At 45.3% G+C, this 17,714-nt stretch carries 15 protein-coding genes; 9 read left to right on the top strand and 6 right to left on the bottom strand.

What is annotated here, in order from left to right; genetic code table 11:
* The 4 genes from IQQ51_RS26930 to IQQ51_RS10595 form a co-directional block, all read right to left on the bottom strand.
* On the bottom strand, window positions 1-570 hold a 570-nt coding region (locus IQQ51_RS26930; RefSeq protein ID WP_228012801.1), incomplete at its 3' end, for a MerR family transcriptional regulator.
* Window positions 571-717: 147 nt separating this feature from the next.
* Complete coding sequence (locus tag IQQ51_RS10605; RefSeq protein WP_193841026.1) at window positions 718-1,938, bottom strand: MFS transporter; 1,221 nt, start codon at window positions 1,936-1,938, stop codon at window positions 718-720.
* Window positions 1,935-3,080: a D-alanyl-D-alanine carboxypeptidase family protein gene (locus IQQ51_RS10600; RefSeq protein ID WP_193841076.1), complete on the bottom strand. Its 1,146-nt coding sequence runs from the start codon at window positions 3,078-3,080 to the stop codon at window positions 1,935-1,937. The genes IQQ51_RS10605 and IQQ51_RS10600 overlap by 4 nt, the downstream gene beginning before the upstream one ends.
* A gap of 137 nt (window positions 3,081-3,217) precedes the next feature.
* Window positions 3,218-4,654, bottom strand: a complete 1,437-nt coding sequence (locus IQQ51_RS10595) for a Mur ligase family protein (protein ID WP_193841025.1) — start codon at window positions 4,652-4,654, stop codon at window positions 3,218-3,220.
* 153 nt (window positions 4,655-4,807) lie between these two features.
* Here IQQ51_RS10595 and IQQ51_RS10590 point away from each other — a divergent pair, with 153 nt between their 5' ends.
* The 7 genes from IQQ51_RS10590 to IQQ51_RS10560 all read left to right on the top strand — a co-directional run bounded on the left by IQQ51_RS10590 (window position 4,808) and on the right by IQQ51_RS10560 (window position 13,066).
* Window positions 4,808-5,746, top strand: a complete 939-nt coding sequence (locus IQQ51_RS10590; protein WP_193841024.1) for a LysR substrate-binding domain-containing protein — start codon at window positions 4,808-4,810, stop codon at window positions 5,744-5,746.
* 323 nt (window positions 5,747-6,069) lie between these two features.
* The gene (locus IQQ51_RS10585; RefSeq protein WP_193841075.1) at window positions 6,070-7,233 is read left to right on the top strand and encodes an amino acid permease; all 1,164 of its coding nucleotides are present in this window, start codon (window positions 6,070-6,072) and stop codon (window positions 7,231-7,233) included.
* A 249-nt stretch (window positions 7,234-7,482) separates the two neighbouring features.
* Window positions 7,483-8,781, top strand: coding sequence for a nucleoside permease (locus IQQ51_RS10580; protein WP_048611695.1), 1,299 nt, complete (start codon window positions 7,483-7,485; stop codon window positions 8,779-8,781).
* 74 nt (window positions 8,782-8,855) lie between these two features.
* Window positions 8,856-9,878 (top strand): ADP-ribosylglycohydrolase family protein, encoded by a 1,023-nt coding sequence (locus tag IQQ51_RS10575; RefSeq protein WP_052880400.1) that lies wholly within the window; start codon window positions 8,856-8,858, stop codon window positions 9,876-9,878.
* Window positions 9,868-10,821: a PfkB family carbohydrate kinase gene (locus tag IQQ51_RS10570; protein WP_048611700.1), complete on the top strand. Its 954-nt coding sequence runs from the start codon at window positions 9,868-9,870 to the stop codon at window positions 10,819-10,821. Before IQQ51_RS10575 ends, IQQ51_RS10570 begins: the two co-directional genes overlap by 11 nt.
* 94 nt (window positions 10,822-10,915) lie before the next feature.
* The gene (locus tag IQQ51_RS10565) at window positions 10,916-12,202 is read left to right on the top strand and encodes an OFA family MFS transporter (RefSeq protein WP_228012799.1); all 1,287 of its coding nucleotides are present in this window, start codon (window positions 10,916-10,918) and stop codon (window positions 12,200-12,202) included.
* Window positions 12,203-12,322: 120 nt separating this feature from the next.
* Entirely contained in the window at window positions 12,323-13,066 is a 744-nt protein-coding gene (locus IQQ51_RS10560) for a GntR family transcriptional regulator (protein ID WP_017103508.1), read from the top strand.
* Window positions 13,067-13,166: 100 nt separating this feature from the next.
* On the opposite strand, the gene IQQ51_RS10555 is transcribed toward IQQ51_RS10560, so the two are convergent.
* The gene (locus IQQ51_RS10555; RefSeq protein WP_193841023.1) at window positions 13,167-15,146 is read right to left on the bottom strand and encodes a methyl-accepting chemotaxis protein; all 1,980 of its coding nucleotides are present in this window, start codon (window positions 15,144-15,146) and stop codon (window positions 13,167-13,169) included.
* A 495-nt stretch (window positions 15,147-15,641) separates the two neighbouring features.
* Here IQQ51_RS10555 and IQQ51_RS10550 point away from each other — a divergent pair, with 495 nt between their 5' ends.
* Window positions 15,642-15,815: a hypothetical protein gene (locus IQQ51_RS10550; RefSeq protein ID WP_017054859.1), complete on the top strand. Its 174-nt coding sequence runs from the start codon at window positions 15,642-15,644 to the stop codon at window positions 15,813-15,815.
* 139 nt (window positions 15,816-15,954) lie between these two features.
* Window positions 15,955-16,539 carry a TetR/AcrR family transcriptional regulator gene (locus IQQ51_RS10545; protein WP_017087226.1) on the top strand — a complete coding sequence of 195 codons (585 nt, stop codon included), beginning with the start codon at window positions 15,955-15,957 and terminating at the stop codon, window positions 16,537-16,539.
* 125 nt (window positions 16,540-16,664) lie between these two features.
* Here the strand turns inward: IQQ51_RS10545 and IQQ51_RS26925 are convergent.
* On the bottom strand, window positions 16,665-17,714 hold a 1,050-nt coding region (locus IQQ51_RS26925), incomplete at its 5' end, for a fructose-specific PTS transporter subunit EIIC (protein ID WP_228012798.1).

Genomic DNA, 17,714 nt, shown 5'->3' with positions numbered 1-17,714 from the left:
GATCTCAAGCACACGTTTGGGAGAAACCGGAACGTGTGCCAGTGCCGCCAAAGTATCTTCCGCTGTTCCTGGCCCTAAACGCTGTAAACCCTCAAAGATCACTTCAAAATCGGCCATGTACTGGTCATGATCGTTCATGTCTTTTGAAAGCCATTTCAATCGCAGTGCTTGCTTCTCATCAAAGCCTTGCTTAATGAGCCAGTCGAGATGCGCATCAGGCGCCACTTTGTCCATCGACTCATGCCAATCTTGCAAACCACTCTCCCCTAACAGAGCCGATAAAAGATCTCTCGAACGCTGTTTCTGAGCGATCTCTTCGTCCAATTGTTCGAGTCGGTTTTGTAACAAAGAGCGGTCAACCTTGGCATCCAAACACGCCTGACACTCTTTCAACGTCAGGCCACCCGCTTGTAACTGCTGCAACAACTTCACACGCTGCAAGTCGCGTTCGGAATAACTTCGATAACCATTACTGGTGCGTTGAGCTTCAATCAAACCCAACTTTCCATAGTACAAAAGCGTTGAACGGCTCAAGCCAACGAGCTCCGCTAATTCAGATATGCGATACATGCACTTCTCCCTCATTTCTATCTATAAGATAAACTATGAAGTTGTAGTCAGGTCAACACTCAATTAAGCATTTTTCTCATCTTGTTTAGCTTCAAACTGATAACGCTCTTTGGCATGTCTTTTAGCGATAAGCTTTTCCTTTTATAACTAGCCATTATTCTCGCTGAACGTATATTTGATGGAGGCGTACATTAAGCCGCTAATGACACAAAGAGCTCCCATAATTAAATAGCCGGCACTCATACCAAACAGCTTCACGCTTATCCCCGCGATTAAGTAAGTAAAAAACCACCAGAAATGCGTTAAAGAGAAGTGAGCAGCAAAATACGGGGCGGTGTCCTCTCCCTCACACGCTTGGGTGATCAATAGGCCTGCGGAAGTTTGAATACAAGACATTCCAACGCCCATGGCTAAACACATGACGCCAAAGCCAACCCAACCGGGTGTGAAACTGCCAACGGCAAAAGAGCCGCAAATCGTCAGCAACCCTATCCAATGAAAATGTTGCGGCGAGTAACTCTCTAACCACTTGGGTAACCGCAGTGCCATAAGCATGGAACCCAAACCAACGACCATCATTGCTAATGCGGTTTGCGTTTCGTCACCGTGCAGCACTTCGTGTACGTAGATAACCGTATTCACTAGCACCATCGCAGAAGCACTGGCCGCGGCAAGATACGCAAACCACAGAGCTCTCAACTTAGGTTTATTCAAGTAATTACGCAGCGCTTGCACCGCGCTGATCTTTTTCGTTTTATGCGCTGATTCTGTCACTCGTTTCAAATTCGGTAATGTACACAGTAAGATCAACACACCAGACAGCAGAAAAGTGGCCGCATCGAGCATGAATAACTGTCTAAAACCAATTAAGCTCAACAATAGAGCCGTGAGCATTGGGCTAAAGATCTGTTCGAGATCATAAGCCATTCGGCTGAACGACAATGCTTTCGCGTACTGCGTTTTATCCACCAAGACCAAAGGTAGCGTTGATTGAAACAGGGGAGTAAAACCCGCAGAACACGCATTGATGAGAAACATCAACACATAGACTTCCCACACTTCGGTGACAAACGGTAAACAGACAAACAACAGCGCCCTAATCAAATCCAGCGCGAACAAAGTCCTTCGTTTCGGTAACTTATGTGCGATTGCACCAAATACTGGCGCGAGTCCTATGTACGCCAACATCTTCAAAGCAAATGCAATACTCAGCACCATCCCTGCTTCATCACCCGACAGCTCATACGCGAGCAAAGCTAAGCAGATGGAGCTCATTCCTGTGCCGACTAACGATATGATTTGAGCAGACAGCAAGCGAATATAATCTCTATTGCGCCACATTGGAGTAATGTCCGTTCTAGTGCTCATTCGCTTACCTCAATCCGACCTACTAAGTCAGAGAATAGACCACGTAACCAAAGTTGAATGCTGTCCCAAAGTCGTACCATCCAAGATCCTTGTTCTACAGATTGCTCTGCCACTAAAGCGAAACTTGCCACCGTATTACCGTTACTCTTCCAAACAACTTGTCCCACTTCATCCCCTTGCTTAATAGGTGCGAGCAGCGGTTCAGTCATTACCACCGATTTTTGCAGCGAATCGACTAACCTTCTTGGCATGGTGAGGTACGCATCTTCGGCGATCTTGGCACCGACTTGTTCTGTATTCCCCTTCCAAACTCGTACCTGAGACTCTATTCGATCCTCTTGCATCACTTGTTTGGTGTCGTAAAAACGAAACCCATAACTCAATAGATTCTTTGAGGCAGAGGTTCGCGCTTGTGGACTAGTAGTGCCCATAACGACCGATATCAAGCGCATCTTCCCTTCCGTCGCCGAGCTGACTAAGCTGTAACCCGCATTCTCGGTATAGCCCGTTTTGCCGCCATCGACATTAATTGACTTGTCCCAAAGCAGCTTGTTTCGGTTGTATTGAGTAATCTTATTCCAAGTAAACCGACGCTCTTGATATAAAGCATAAACGTCAGGTACATCTCGAATAATCGACTTCATCAAAATCGCCATATCCAACGGAGAAGTTTGGATTCCTTCGCCATCTAAACCATGCGCATTCACAAAGTTAGTATCTTGCAGCCCAAGCGACTTCGCCCAACCATTCATTAGGCTAACAAAGGCTTGTTCACTCCCCGCGATGTGCTCCGCCAGTGCGACAGAAGCATCGTTACCCGATTGAACGATCACCCCTTTCATAAGATTTGAAACTGAAATCTCGTCTCCAGGCTGAATAAACATCTTGGATGACTCTGAGAACTTTGCCGACCACGCGTTTTCACTGACCGAGACTTTATCCTGCCATGTCAATCGACCGGCCTTAACCTCTTGCCCAACGACGTAAGCCGTCATTAATTTGGTCAAACTGGCAGGGGCTAAAATGGCACGTGAGTTTTGCTCCGCAATGATGCTCCCCGATTGGAAATCCATCAAAACATAACCTTTGGCCGCCAACTCAGGCGGGTTCGGGGTTACTACAGCGAAGCTTGGAGCACTCATTCCCGCTAACAATAAGTAAGTCAACGCTCTCGCCCAGCGAAGCTTTTCTTTCAGAAGCCTTTCTTTTAGTTTCTTTTTAACCTTTGCTACCGCAACTAATGACGAGGAGACACTGAGCTTCAATACCGAAATCTTACTCATAGCACTTCCTCCAAAGTCAGTGCGGCAACATCGCCAATATAACGTTGGCGACCGACTTGATTGGTTGTGATGTACTGGTGCGTTTCTGAGCCTTTACCGCACACTAAGATAAGGTCACCGCCACGACTCAGTTGTTTGGCTAATTGAATGGCTTCATAGCGGTCGCTAATCTCATAGCAAAGCGTGGGGCTAACTTGTGAAGTTAACGCACGAAAAATATCCTCTTGCATCTCACCAAGCGGATTATCGGAAGTAAAAATAACAACATCAGAATGGGTAGCGCATAGTTTGCCGATATCAGCAGCATCTCGTATTCGGTCGCCAGTCACACCAACGACAGTAATCACTCGCTTAGCCGACTGGGATTGGATGCCTTGATAGAGAGCCGATAGACCATCAAAGTTATGTGCGTAATCAACTAAGGCCAATGCGCCATTATCAAGCGACAGATATTTTGAACGTCCATCCGGCGCAACAACGCTATTCAAGGCGTTAGCGATATCAGCTAGCGACCAATTCAGTGCCAACAATGTTGCTGCCATTGCTAAGGTATTTTCAACGTTAAACAGAAAAGGCAGTTGGCTAAAAACGCGCTCTTTGTTGCCTCGATTATTGAGGATGAAAGTGGCGCCAAATGGCTCAACGTTCAAATCTTCGACATAAAGATCCGCATCTGAATTATTCATTGAGAACGTTAGGACATTCACTCGACTGCTTGCTCGCTCTATCGCGACATTGGCGTGGGGATCATCAAGGTTAATCACAGCGGTGCCATTGGGTTGAATGCGATCCAGGATCTGCAGCTTAGCCTGAACATAACCATCCAATGTTTTATGATAATCAAGGTGGTCGCGGCCAATATTGGTGATCACTCCAACAGACAGCGGGACGAACCCTGCTCTATCTTGCACCAACGCATGGCTGCTTAGCTCCATAACATTATCAGTGACCTGCGCATCCGCCATATCTTTGAATAAGTTCAACAATGTCACGCTGTCTGGCGTGGTATTACTCAATTCTTGCTTGTTACCCGCATATTCAACGCCGAGCGTTCCAATATAAGCGCTCTGTCGATTGGTCTTTAGAATCTGATTCAAGCCATGTGCAACGGTCGTTTTTCCGTTTGTTCCCGTAATTCCAATATGGCGAATTTTCTTATGCGGATACTGATAAAAAGCCTTAATGAGCAGCAAGCTTTGGTAGTAGCTTCCCGTTACGAATACTGGTACCGATGCCGATATAGGTTTTGTTGCAATGATGGCAACCGCACCATTGGTAATCGCACTTTCAATATAACGATGACTATCATGACTCGTCCCTTCACGACAAACGAATACATCCTGACACTGAACGTGTTCACTGTTTGTTGAGAAGCGCCTAATTGACAATGCGCCCAGTTGTTTTAAGAAGCTTTTCAATGTCTCGCTCAACATTCATTTATCCTTTCTGTTAGCTAGGAATTCCTAATTGAGTCGAGTATATTTTCCTGTATCCCATCGATGAAATTGAACAAATTAATTCAACTCATCAGCTATTTTGATAACCTATATTCTTTAGTGTTATCTCTACCAAATGAGAATATTGCTGTGAAAGATCTTAATTGGCGTGGAATCGACCTCAACCTACTGCTCACTTTTGACGCGCTTTTTCGCTTAAAGAGTGTATCGGCAGCTTCAAAAGAGCTGCACTTGGGACAGCCAGCCACCAGTTACAACCTAAAACGACTTCGGGAATTATTGGGGGATCCTCTCTTTGAAAGGCAAGGCAATAAGATGCAACCGACGGTGAGAGCCCATGAGATTGCCCCTAAGGTTCAGACGATTTTGTCGATTTTCACGCAAGATATTTTACCGGCAGAACAATTTGAGCCAGAGAGTTACGCAGGACAATTCACCATTGGTGTCAGTGATTATGCAGAGCAGATTTTTGGTCCTGAGATTTTCGACACTCTTCAACAACTTGCCCCGCTCAGCAAAGTCCTGCTCAAGCCTGTCGATAGTGCGAACTGCGTGACGTTACTCGAAGACCAAAACACGGACCTCTGTATTGGTGTTTTTCAGGAGTTACCAAGCCATTTGGATACCACCTTTCTTTACCGAGAAAAGCACCTTTGTACCTTTGATAACAAGGTGTTGAAGACCACACTCCCAATACCGCTCGATACCTATTTGAAGACACCCCAAATGATAATTACGGCTAACCAAGAACTGACGAGCCAAGTCGATATCACGCTAGAAAATATCGGTGTAAAACGTAATGTGGTGCTTGGTACAACACGTTTCTTGACCATTCGAAGAATGCTTTCGGGAAGAAATGTATTAGCCGTAATGGCAGAGATGGTAGGGCGTTCTGAATTGATAGATGATGATTTAGTACTATGCGATCCACCCATTGAAATCCCAGATTTTAACGTCGACATGGTGACATTAAAACGAGACGCTAGTCATCCACGTATCCAGTTTCTTACCCAGCTGGTTCAAAACCTAATTCAAGAAAAAGTAAAAGAACTTCGACTCATCAAATGAGTTGAGGTTTACGAACTAGGGGCAAGCAAGGTTTGCCCCTACTTAGCTCAAGTTAAATCACCACTTAATCGACCGCAGATCCCAAAATTATTGAGTGCCCATCAATTTACAAAAGTTATCAAAACGCTAAAACAAACCAACAGGTGAATACTTAACTCAACCAAGCATACCCCTTACAAATCACTTCTTAACTTTTTTAGAAAAATTCAAAATTTATTAGAAATTAACCCCTAACTTTACTGAGTATTTTGTTAGTCTTGGAAACAATTATTTACAATCCAAACAAAAATTAATTGGATCGCTTGAGGTTGTTTTTCTTGAATATGAAATTATTCGGCAGTTCCCTAATCCTTTCGGGAACGGCGTTAGGAGCTGGCATGTTGGCTATCCCAATGGTGTTGGCTCAATTTGGCTTCATGATCAGCTCAGTGCTGATGCTACTTATCTTTATTGGCACCACATACTCTGCACTCCTACTGGCAGAAGCGTGTACTAAAACCAAAGACAACAGTGGCATGAGCAGTGTTGCTTACCTCACTCTGGGCAGCAAAGGTAAACACTTTATCAATGCACTCTTTTACCTGCTGCTAGTATGCATGTTGATCGCTTATATCTTGGGTGTCGGTGACATCATTCATAAGCTACTGCTCGATGTGGGTGTCGATGTATCAGCATCCATTGCGTATACCATTTTCAGCCTATTGATGGGCGCTATCGTCGTCTCGGGCAAGTCTTATATCGACAAACTGAATCGCGGGCTATTCATCTTAATGGTCGTGATGCTGTTTATCGTTATCGCGTCATTGTTTAGCAACATTCGCCTTGATTACCTAACTCAAACCAGCCAATACACGGCCAACGACGTAGTGCAATACAGCGCAGTTATCTTTACTAGCTTTGCCTCTATGGTGGTGATCCCGTCACTGGTTATCTACAACCGTGAAGCGACTCAAAAGCAGATTCGCAATATGATTCTGCTAGGCTCAGTGATTCCATTAATTTGCTACCTAACTTGGTTATTCGCAATTATAGGCAACCTTGGTACAGACGCGATCAGCCAGTTCCACAATATCTCTGAGTTGATCTCTGCATTCAGCGGCCAATCTGCTTGGTTGAAAGTGGTGATCGCTCTGTTCTCTGCTTTAGCCTTGGTGACCTCTTTCCTCGGCGTGTCGATGGCGCTTTACGACCAAAACAAAGACGCGGTGACCAACAACAAAGCGTTGGCTTATGCGCTGACCTTCATTTTGCCTTTGGTATTAGCAGAGCTGTTCGCTAGCCAGTTTGTAAGCATGTTGGACTACGCAGGTATGGTGCTGGTGTTCCTAGCTATCTGGGGTCCACTCGCAATGGTGGTTAAGGTTCGTAGACCTGACTTCCCTCACCTACAAACCGAAGGCAGCTATACAGCAGCCGGTGGCGACACGGCACTAATGGCAACATTCGGTTTTGGCGCGTTGATTTTTGTGTCTTGGTTTATGGGGTAGTTCATCACTCGGTCATAGACCTAAAAAGATACCAAGAAGAGCAGCTTTGGCTGCTCTTTTTTTATGCCTAATATTCTTATCTACAAACTCTAGCCCTGCTCAAAACAGCATGATCTATGATCATATAAAGTAGATCGATTGCTGATACATCTGATAATTAGATCACAAAACAACCCCAATGGTATTGTATTGGTATTATAATTTGAAATACCATCATTTGCGTACCCTACAGTACTAAAGGACATAATAATGAAATCGAATAACTTCAAACTGTCTTCAATGATGTTCATTGAATGGTTTATCTGGGGAGCATGGTTTGTTCCCCTATGGCAAATACTCAATACCAATGGATTCACACCAACTGAGATCGCATGGTCTTACGCATGTACCGCGATCGCCGCGATCATTTCACCGATCTTAGTTGGATCAATCACCGACCGATTCTTCGCTGCACAGAAAGTACTTTCTGTAATGTTGATAGCAGGTGCAGGTTTGATGTACTTAGCGGCTCAGCAAACCGAGTTCGCCACCTTCTTCCCACTACTTTTGCTTTACTCGTTAACTTACATGCCGACGATTGCACTAACCAACAGCATTGCTTTCTCTAACGTAGAAGACGTAGAACGCGACTTCCCGCGCATTCGTGTAATGGGTACGATCGGTTGGATTGCATCAGGTATCGCTATCGGCTTCCTACCAGGTTGGTTAGGCTATGGTGATATTTCATCAAGCAATATCCCACTTATTCTAACCGCTTTAGCATCTTTGGCTCTGGGTATCTTCGCGCTAACATTGCCAGATACACCACCGAAAAGTACCGGAAAGCTCAGCCTTAAAGTGATGCTTGGCCTAGACGCTATCGTGCTGCTAAAAGACAAAAACTTCCTAGCATTCTTCGTTTGTTCTTTCATGTTCAGCATGCCTCTAGCGTTCTACTACATCTTCGCTAATGGATACCTAACTGAAGTCGGAATGAGTAATGCGACAGGTTGGATGACGCTGGGTCAGTTCTCTGAAATCTTCTTTATGCTGGCACTACCATTCTTCACAAAACGATTTGGTATTAAGAAGGTATTACTTCTTGGTCTATTTACTGCCGCGGTTCGTTACGGATTCTTCGTTTATGGTAGCGCAGACACTTGGTACCTCTACTCACTGCTATTCGCAGGCATCCTATTACATGGTGTGAGCTACGACTTCTACTTCGTAACGGCCTACATCTATGTCGACAAAAAAGCACCGGCTCACATGCGTACCGCTGCGCAAGGCCTTATCACACTCGGTTGCCAAGGTATTGGTAGCTTGCTGGGTTACCGCTTAGGTGGCGTGTTGATGGAGAAGATGTTCGCTTATGACGAACCACAAAACGGACTAACGTTTGACTGGGGTGGTATGTGGGGCTTCGGCGCCATCATGATAGCCATCATCCTCGTTATCTTTATGTACTTCTTCCGTGAGCCAAACGGCGAGATCAAAGAGATCAAAATCGACAACAAATCAGATGGAAACCCATCAGAGCAGACTCAAGTAGAAAAAGCTCAAGCGTAATTTTATACCTGCTCAGTCTCTCTCCTAGTTTCTGACTGAGCAGCTTTTAGATAACCTATTTTTGGTGAAGTAAGATGAACATTTCAAAACAAGACAGAATTTTAGGCACTTTTTATGGTCAAGCACTGGGTGATTCAATGGGAATGCCATCAGAGCTTTGGCCAAGAAGCCGAGTAAAAGCACACTTTGGTTGGATTGACTCTTTCCTGCCGGGGCCAGCTGAAAACAACGCCGCTTGTTATTTCGATGCTTGCCAGTTCACAGATGACACCTCAATGGCATTGGCTCTTGCAGACGCTATCATTGAATGCGATGGCGAAATCTCACCAGAGATTATTGCTCGTAACGTATTAAGTTGGGCTGAAGGTTTTGATGCATTCAATAAGAACATTTTTGGCCCGAGTTCAAAAGCCGCGATGCGCGCTATCAAGGAAGGGACATCAATTGATGAACTAGAAAACAACGGCGTGACCAATGGTGCGGCAATGCGCGTGTCTCCAATGGGCTGCCTAGTACCAACTACCAGCCTAGACACCTTCATCGACCAAGTCGCATTAGCTTCAAGCCCAACCCATAAATCAGACGTAGCGATTTCTGGTGCTGTAGCTATTGCATGGTCGATATCGAAAGCGATTGAAGGTCACAGCTGGAACGCAATCAAAGATCAACTACCCGCGATTGCGGTTGCAGCTCAAACTAAGAACATCACCACCTTCAGCGCTTCGATGGGGGCACGCATTGAATTGGCTCTGATGGTTGCTTCAGAAAACAGCGGCGTTGAAGAGCGTATGGAAAAGATCTATAACCTTGTTGGCGCTGGTGTGAGCACAATTGAGTCTGTACCAGCAGCAATCGCCATGGTCGAACTGGCTCAAACCGATCCAAATCGCTGTGCCATTCTATGTGCAAACTTAGGTGGTGATACCGATACGATAGGCGCAATGGCTACAGCAATTTGTGGCGCATTGAATGGTATTCAAGCTATCGATGTCGAACTGAAAAAACAGCTCGATGACGAAAACCAACTCGACTTTACCGGTTACGCTGAAACCTTCGTACGCTTAAGAGAGATTAAGGAGCAAGGGTATGCCTCATAGTGCTTTGGTTACATTGATTCCAACCTTACAGAACCAACGACAGTTGTGCCTGATTGGCGCGGCTGTGGTCGATATCGTGACAGAAACACCTGCTCTCCCGAAACGTGGCACTGATGTCGAGCTCACAGAGAAAGGCATTCACGTTGGTGGTTGCGCTCTCAACATCGCGATTGCTTTAAAAAAGCTCGGCGTTGAATCTATTAATGCTCTACCAATTGGCCAAGGTAAATGGGCGGACATCATCACTGCCGCGATGGCAGAGAAAGGCCTAACAAGTAGCCTGCAAGATCCAAGTGGCGACAATGGTTGGTGCTTAGCGTTAGTTGAACCCGATGGCGAACGTACTTTCTTGTCCGTCAGTGGCGTTGAGAACAACTGGAATCAACAAGCGCTTGAACAACTCAAGCTTCAAGACAATGCGATCATCTACCTTTCTGGATACCAGTTGTCTTCAGCTTGTGGAGAACAAATCGTTACTTGGCTTGAAACACTGCCAAGCGGTATTGAGCTATTCATCGATTTCGGACCTCGTATTGGAGACATTCCAAAGCCACTATTTGATCGCCTAATCAAACTGAAGCCGACTGTATCTTTGAATCGCCAAGAAGCCGAATTGCTGGGTATGCAAGACATCAACACCTTTGTTGAGCAATGGCATAACGGTTATGGCTGCCCGCTGATTTTACGCATCGATAGCGATGGCGCTCTATTCGCAACCCAAGATGGCTACGGAAATGTTGCACCATTTAAAGCGACCGTGGTTGATACTATTGGCGCAGGTGATACCCATGCGGGTGGCGTGTTAGCGGGCTTGGCTTCTGGCTGGGAACTGCCTGACGCGATCTTACTTGGCAATGCAGTTGCGTCTTATGTGGTGAGTCATGTGGGTGGCGACTGCGCACCAAGCGTTGACGAGATAACTCACTACCTTAACCAATACTAATTCCTGCTAAGTCATGTAGACACAAGGCTCAGTATTACTGGGCCTTTTTGTTATGCCTGTCTTTCTTTTACCTAGCTTTTTTGGCCTTTCTAATATGAACCATTCTTCTGTGATGAACCGTTCTTCCAATGCAAATAACAAAGCGACGAGGATTCTGCTTGCGAGCTGTGGGATCAACCTTTGTATCGGTGTGCTCTATACCTGGAGCGTTTTTAAGAACTCGCTACTAGAACTCGGTTGGAACAACACTCAAGCCTCGATGCCCTACACCATCACTATAATCACCCTATCATTGGCACTACTCATTGCTGGTCGTATTCAAGATAAAATCGGCCCACAAAAAGTATTAATGGTCGGTTCTTTGATGGCTGGCGCGGGAATGCTCTTGGCGAGCCTCTCACTAACGCCTTGGAACCTTAATGTGAGCTTTGGTCTAGTCACCGGTGCTGGTATTGGATTCGCTTATGCGTGTTTGAATCCAACCGCGATGAAGTGGTTTCACTCTTCTCAAAAAGGCATGGTCAATGGGTTACTCGCCACTGCATTCGGGCTGGCTGCTATTTACTTGGCACCGCTTACTAGCTATCTAATCTCAGAATTCGGTCTAGAGCAAAGCCTTCAAATACTTGGGGCAGGTTTGATTCTTATCGCCTTTCCACTGGCCTGTTCTATCAAAAATCCGCCAAAGGGCTATGAGCCTAAAGTCAGCTCATCACAGCCTGACGCATTAACGCCTGCATCAACGGTCAGCCGAAATTACATGTGGAGAGAGATGCTCGCCACCAAACAGTTCTATTTATTGTGGTTCACCTACGCATTCGGCGCGGCAGCTGGCTTGATGATCATCGCCAACATCACCTCTATCGCTGCAGAGCAAGCCAATATCTTAGAAGGCGCGTATTTGATCGTGACCTTATCGATATTTAACTCGGCAGGTCGACTGGTATCAGGGTTATTGAGTGACAAAATTGGCGCATTAAAAACGTTAGCTATCGCGCTAGGGCTGCAAACCATCAATATGTTGTTGTTCAGCCAGTTTTTTTCTAGCTCAGCATTAATGGTTGGTGCTGCGTTAGCGGGCATTGGGTACGGCACTTTATTAGCGGTATTCCCTTCAATTATGGCGGACTTATACGGCCTGAAAAACTTTGGTGCCAACTACGGTGTGCTTTATACCGCTTGGGGGATTGGCGGCTTTATCGGCCCTATCCTTGCTGCGATATCGATGGACTGGTATGGCAGTTACTCAATCGCTTACTTGATATGTGCGGTCTTGGTGAGCATCGCTACTGTACTCACCTTCCGAGTAAAACCAATCACAACAGAACCGTGTAGCGACAAAGAATCGGCTCCAAGTTGTCAGTTGGAACGTTCAAGCTAGCTCAATGAAACCTCTGAGTGGTGGAATCTTTGTTTCGCCCTCAGATTTCACATTTCTATTAAGTGTGGGCTTAGACTTCGGGTATACTTCGGTTAAATAAAAAAGCTAAAACAGACCTTTATGAGCGCTTATCAACCACTGCTTACCCTGATTCAAGAACGAATCGAACAGAAAGATAAATCACCCTTATATCTGAAGATTGCCGATTCAGTGAAGCTGGCGACTGAGCAACAGATGCTCAAAGGTGGAGACTTCATTCCTACCGAGCGTGAGTTCAGTGACAAGCTTGGTGTGTCTCGTATCACCGTTCGTAAAGCGTTGGATATATTAGATAAAGAAGGCGTGATTGTTCGCTCTCGCGGTTTGGGTACCATGATCAGTGAGACCGTTGAGTACTCCAGTAAAGAAGCGACAGGCTTCTCTCAACAAGTGGTTCTGAAAGGCAAAAAACCCGACACGTTATGGATTAAGAAAGACGTGATTGCGTGTTCTTCTGAAATAGCCAAGATGCTTAAAATAGCCGAGAACGATCAAGTCTTTCTATTGAAGCGCGTTCGTTACATCGACGAGCAAGCTGTCTCTATCGAAGAGTCTTACGTCCCTGCTCATTTGATCCATGACCCAGACGAAATTCAATTGTCGCTTTACGACTACTTCCGCAGCCAAGACATATCACCAACCAAAACGCAAAGTCGTGTGTCTGCAAAAATGCCAACTGAAGAGTTCCTAGAAAAACTCAATATCGACGAAACAGTGCCAGTGCTGCTTATCGAGCAAACCGCTTACGACAAAAAAGGCGTGCCGATTGAATACAGCATCAACCGCTGTCGTGGTGATATGTATGTGTTTGTGAGTGAAGATTAAACCTCGTATCCAAAATACAGTAGATACAAAAAGCCCGTTAGTCCTGCTATTAAAAATAGAGACTAACGGGCTTTTGACTTCTTATTGGAGTGCTTGCTAGTTAGCTCTTAAACGTACTCGCAATATCTTTCAATGAAGCTGCTAGCTGAGCTTGTTCTTTGGCTGTTGCAGCTATTTGCGTTGCACCTGTCGTAGATTCTGTCGACTTCTGCTCTACTGCCATCACGTTCTGAGCGATGTCTTGAGTAACTACCGCTTGCTCTTCGGTTGCGGTTGCGATCTGCTCAGTCATGCTAAAGATCTCGCTTACCGATGCTGAGATTCCTTGTAAGGTGTGCTCCACCTCTTTTGAATCCTCAACCGCTTTAGACGACATCTTCTGGCTGTTATCAATCACATTAAACGCGGTTTGCACATCAGACTGTAGCGAGCTGATGAAACCTTCAATTTCAGCTGTCGATTGCTGAGTACGCTGTGCTAGCGTGCGAACTTCATCAGCTACTACCGCGAATCCGCGGCCTTGCTCACCCGCACGAGCCGCTTCAATTGCCGCGTTCAACGCAAGTAAGTTGGTTTGTTCTGCTACCGATTTAATCACATCAATCACACTATTAATGTTGTTGCTGCTTTCATGTAGATGCGTGATCTTTTCAGCTAAGTCATTAATCTCAGATGCCAGTTTCTCGATCGAGTGGTAAGAGTCTTGGACTGTGCTCAAACCTTCTTGCGACTGCTCATCGACCATTTTAGCGGAGCTTGCTGTCTGCTGAGTTTTCGCGGCCACTTCATTTACCGTAGCCGATAGCTCTTCTGTCGCCGTTGCAACCAAGCCAATTTGGTCTTGTTGTTGAACCAGCGTATTCGAGTTGTAGTGACAGGTTTGTGAGGTTTCTTCAGCGGCAGAAGCTAAGGTCAAACTCGATTGAGACAAGTTATCGATGACATTCGAAAACTTCTCTAGCGTTTCGTTGAGTGCCGAAGAGATCTGTCCAAGCTCGCTGTTGCCAACGAACTTAGCACGAACTGTTAAGTCGTTGTCATTACGAACCTTAGACAACATCACTGTAAGATCTTTTACTCTCATAGTCAGGTCGCTGATCGCCTTATAGCTCACGAAGGTCGCGAACAAAGTAATCAAGACAAACAGACCAATACTCATCATCATCGCAGACTGCGCCTCTGACATTTTTTTCTCTGTCAGTGCGATAAGTGACTCTGCTAGGTGGTTTTCTGTTTTCTTTAGCTGAACAATACGAGCGGTAGATTGCGAGAACCAGTACACAGGATCAACATCAAAACCGCTCATCTTAGATTCAGCTAAACCGCGAAGCTTTTCTACTTCTGCCACCGAACGATCATTCAATTGCTGTTCAAAGAAACGAACGTTAGCTGGGTTGCTCAATACCTCAAAGTTTGAGAAGTAGGTATTTTGCTCAGTCACCAAAGAGATGAATTTAACCAACATGCCTGGGCCAAATTCATTTTTTGAGAAGGTGTTGTTGAGAACCGCACGCTCAATACCAGCACGCTCTTTACCTTGTAAAAAGTTGTAGTAAGCGATGGTTTCAGTGGTGATGGCAGCATCAGAGCTAAGCTCAGCAATTAACGCCGATACGCTCAGCAGTTTTGCATTAAGTTTGGTGTAGTAACCCAAAGCCTCAGACAGAGGAATCGATTGAGAATCCACTCGATTTCGAATAGAAGTAATTTGATTTAGGCTTTGGCTTATTTCAGTGTTCAGCCGAGTGATCTGCGGTAAATCGATTTCAGCAGATTGCCAGTATTCGGTTTTCAGATTACGTCTATTATCTGCATTGACTCTTTGTGCACGTAGTTCACTGACAAACTTAGTGCCCTGTGAGCCGATAAACCCAGCCGTCATTCCACGCTCTTTTTGTAACTCATGCACAAGTTCACTGTACACAACCGACAAACGGGTCAGTTGGTTTAATGAAGACAATTCACTGGTGGTTTCTACGCCTTTTGAAATCGCAGAAACGCTAAGCCATAGAAATCCCAAGATCGGTAAAATAAGCAAAGCGATGATTTTTTGCTTAAAAGACATATCGGTTAATTTCATTATCATTTCCCTAGCAGCTAACAAATCTTTTCAGTCATCTAACTCGCACATCCTTAATAAGATGCGCCTCAATTGTGACTGTATAATTATTCAACTTGATCAATGTGCATCAATTACCGTGCCACACAGATCGCGATGCGATGAAGGTAACATTTAACCTTACAAAATACATTGATTTACCGATAAAACTGTTAGCTAAGCGACCTAACGATACCAAAAACACGTGCAACAACATTTTATTGACGTAAGCGACTGAAAAATGACATATTTTAACTACCCAAAAGGGGTAGGTCTGCACCAATTATGTGCTCAGAGAAAACGATATATTCAGAACTAACTATAGATTCAACGCTCACCAGCGATTGATTCACAACTAACCAAGTCCTTATTCTGCGCTGATTAACTGTCTATTCCTCGTTAACTAAATATGTATAATGCCGAATTATTAAAGTAGAGATTCGCAATAAATATGCGACAACAACTGAGAGATATTGTATGGATTGTCCCGCTTGCGAAGAACATATCGGTTGGGAATGGGTAGAAGAAGCGGCCATTGAACCCAATGAGGAATTCGATTGTCCAGAGTGCGACGCAACATTGATGTACACCATCGATGAAGGCACCTACTACGGCGCTCAGCACAAGACCGTAGAAGTGATTGATGATTAAGATGATTTCCTGATGATCGGGATGTTTTATTAACTCTTTGATGTTCTAAGCCTGTGCAAAGCAACCAAACATACCTTTACTAGAACGGGCGTTCAGCATAAAATATTGAACATATGTTCAGATTAATAAAGTAGATGTTATGGCTAAGACCGCTAAGTTCGATAGACAAGACGTAGTAGATAAAGCAACGAACCTGTATTGGGAAAAGGGCTTTCATGCGACTTCTATGCGCAACCTGCAAGACGTGATTGATATGCGTCCGGGCAGCATCTACGCGACGTTCGGCAGCAAAGAAGGTCTGTTTAAAGAGACGCTTGCTCGCTATACCGAACTTGGCATCCTCAACCTGAACCGCTTCCGCAGTGAAACCGAATCGCCTATCAAAGCGCTGGAAAACTTCGTAAAACGTGCGGTTGTCGAATCGAAACAGAGCGCACCAAACGGCATGTGTATGTTAGCTAAAACGGTCGCAGAGCTAACTGATGAACACGCAGAGTTATTAGCAGAAGCAAAGAAATCACTCAAGATCATGGAAGGTGAGTTCGCTAAGCTAATTGCAGAATCACAAGAATTGGGTGAGATAAGCAAAGAACGCGAGCCGACTCAACTTGCTCGTCATGTTCAGGTTCAAATCGCAGGCCTGCGTACCTACGCCAAAACCTGTGACGATATCGATTTGCTCAACTCAATGGTTGAAGACGTATTTAAGTACCACCCTTTTTAGGGTCTGGCCTGATAGATAGGGCACAATACAAAAAGACTCCACTTTCACCTTAACCGGCCTGAGCGGAGTCTTTTTAGTTTTGATCTAGTTAACTCTATAGATGATAAACTTTGCGGTTTAAAGAGTTACACCTTTCTCATGATCAACGCCTGAGCATTAAGCATCGCTTCCTTAGTACTGACATCCAAGGTTTTCACGTTCGCAAAGCGTTCAACCTCTTTAATCGCCACATCGTGAGCAAAGATCACCAACCTCGCCCTTTCAATATCTTTCTGTGTAATTCGATTGCCTATTCCGTTGGCACCTTGGGTTTCGACTTTAATCCGAACCCCAAGATGATGCGCCGCCTTTTCTAAAGACTTCGCCGCTAAGAAAGTGTGGGCAACACCAGATGGACAAGAAGTGATCGCCAATACATCCGCTTGCCCCTCTTCCGTTACCGAACCACCCGTAAACTGATTAGAATTCACTTCACCTTCGACCACATTTTTCTTCAGAAGAATCACGATCAGGGCTGTCGTTAGAGCACCTGCTAGTGTGCCGACGATATAGCCAATCTTGCCATCAACCACTGGCAACACTATCCATCCGCCCCATGGTGCATGATTCACTACATGGAACATAAAGCCAACCACGTTACCGACAATGCCACCAGCAACAACCGCAGGCAGAACGCGAGCAGGATCGGCGGCAGCAAAAGGAATCGCGCCTTCACTGATGCCGATCATTCCCATAATGCCTGCAGCTTTACCCGCTTCACGCTCGTCTCGCTTAAACTTCTTCGGCGATAAGAAAGTCGCTAGTGCCATGCCTAGTGGTGGCGTACAAATCGCAATCCCGACGCCGCCCATCAACCATGGCTGAGTATTCACCTGGGTTTGAGCAAACAGTGTTGCTACTTTATTGATTGGGCCGCCCATATCAAAGGCGGTCATTGCGCCTAAAATACTGCCCAACACCACTTTTCCTGAGCCTGCCATGCCAGTGAGCATTTGGTTCATCTCTAGCATCACTTGGGCAATCGGTGAGCCTATCACCCACATCACCGCACCACAGGTTACAAAGGTGCCGACTAGTGGATAGATGAAGATTGAGCTCAGCGAGATCATGCTATCTGGCAGTTTGATCTTCTTAAGTAGATTAACCACAAAGCCCGCGAAGAAACCGACCACAAT

Source organism: Vibrio sp. OPT18, from assembly GCF_015163615.1.
In the GTDB taxonomy this organism is placed as follows: Bacteria; Pseudomonadota; Gammaproteobacteria; order Enterobacterales; family Vibrionaceae; genus Vibrio; species Vibrio coralliirubri.
Note: the sequence above shows the minus strand (reverse complement) of the source record. Positions and strands in the feature narration are given on the sequence as shown.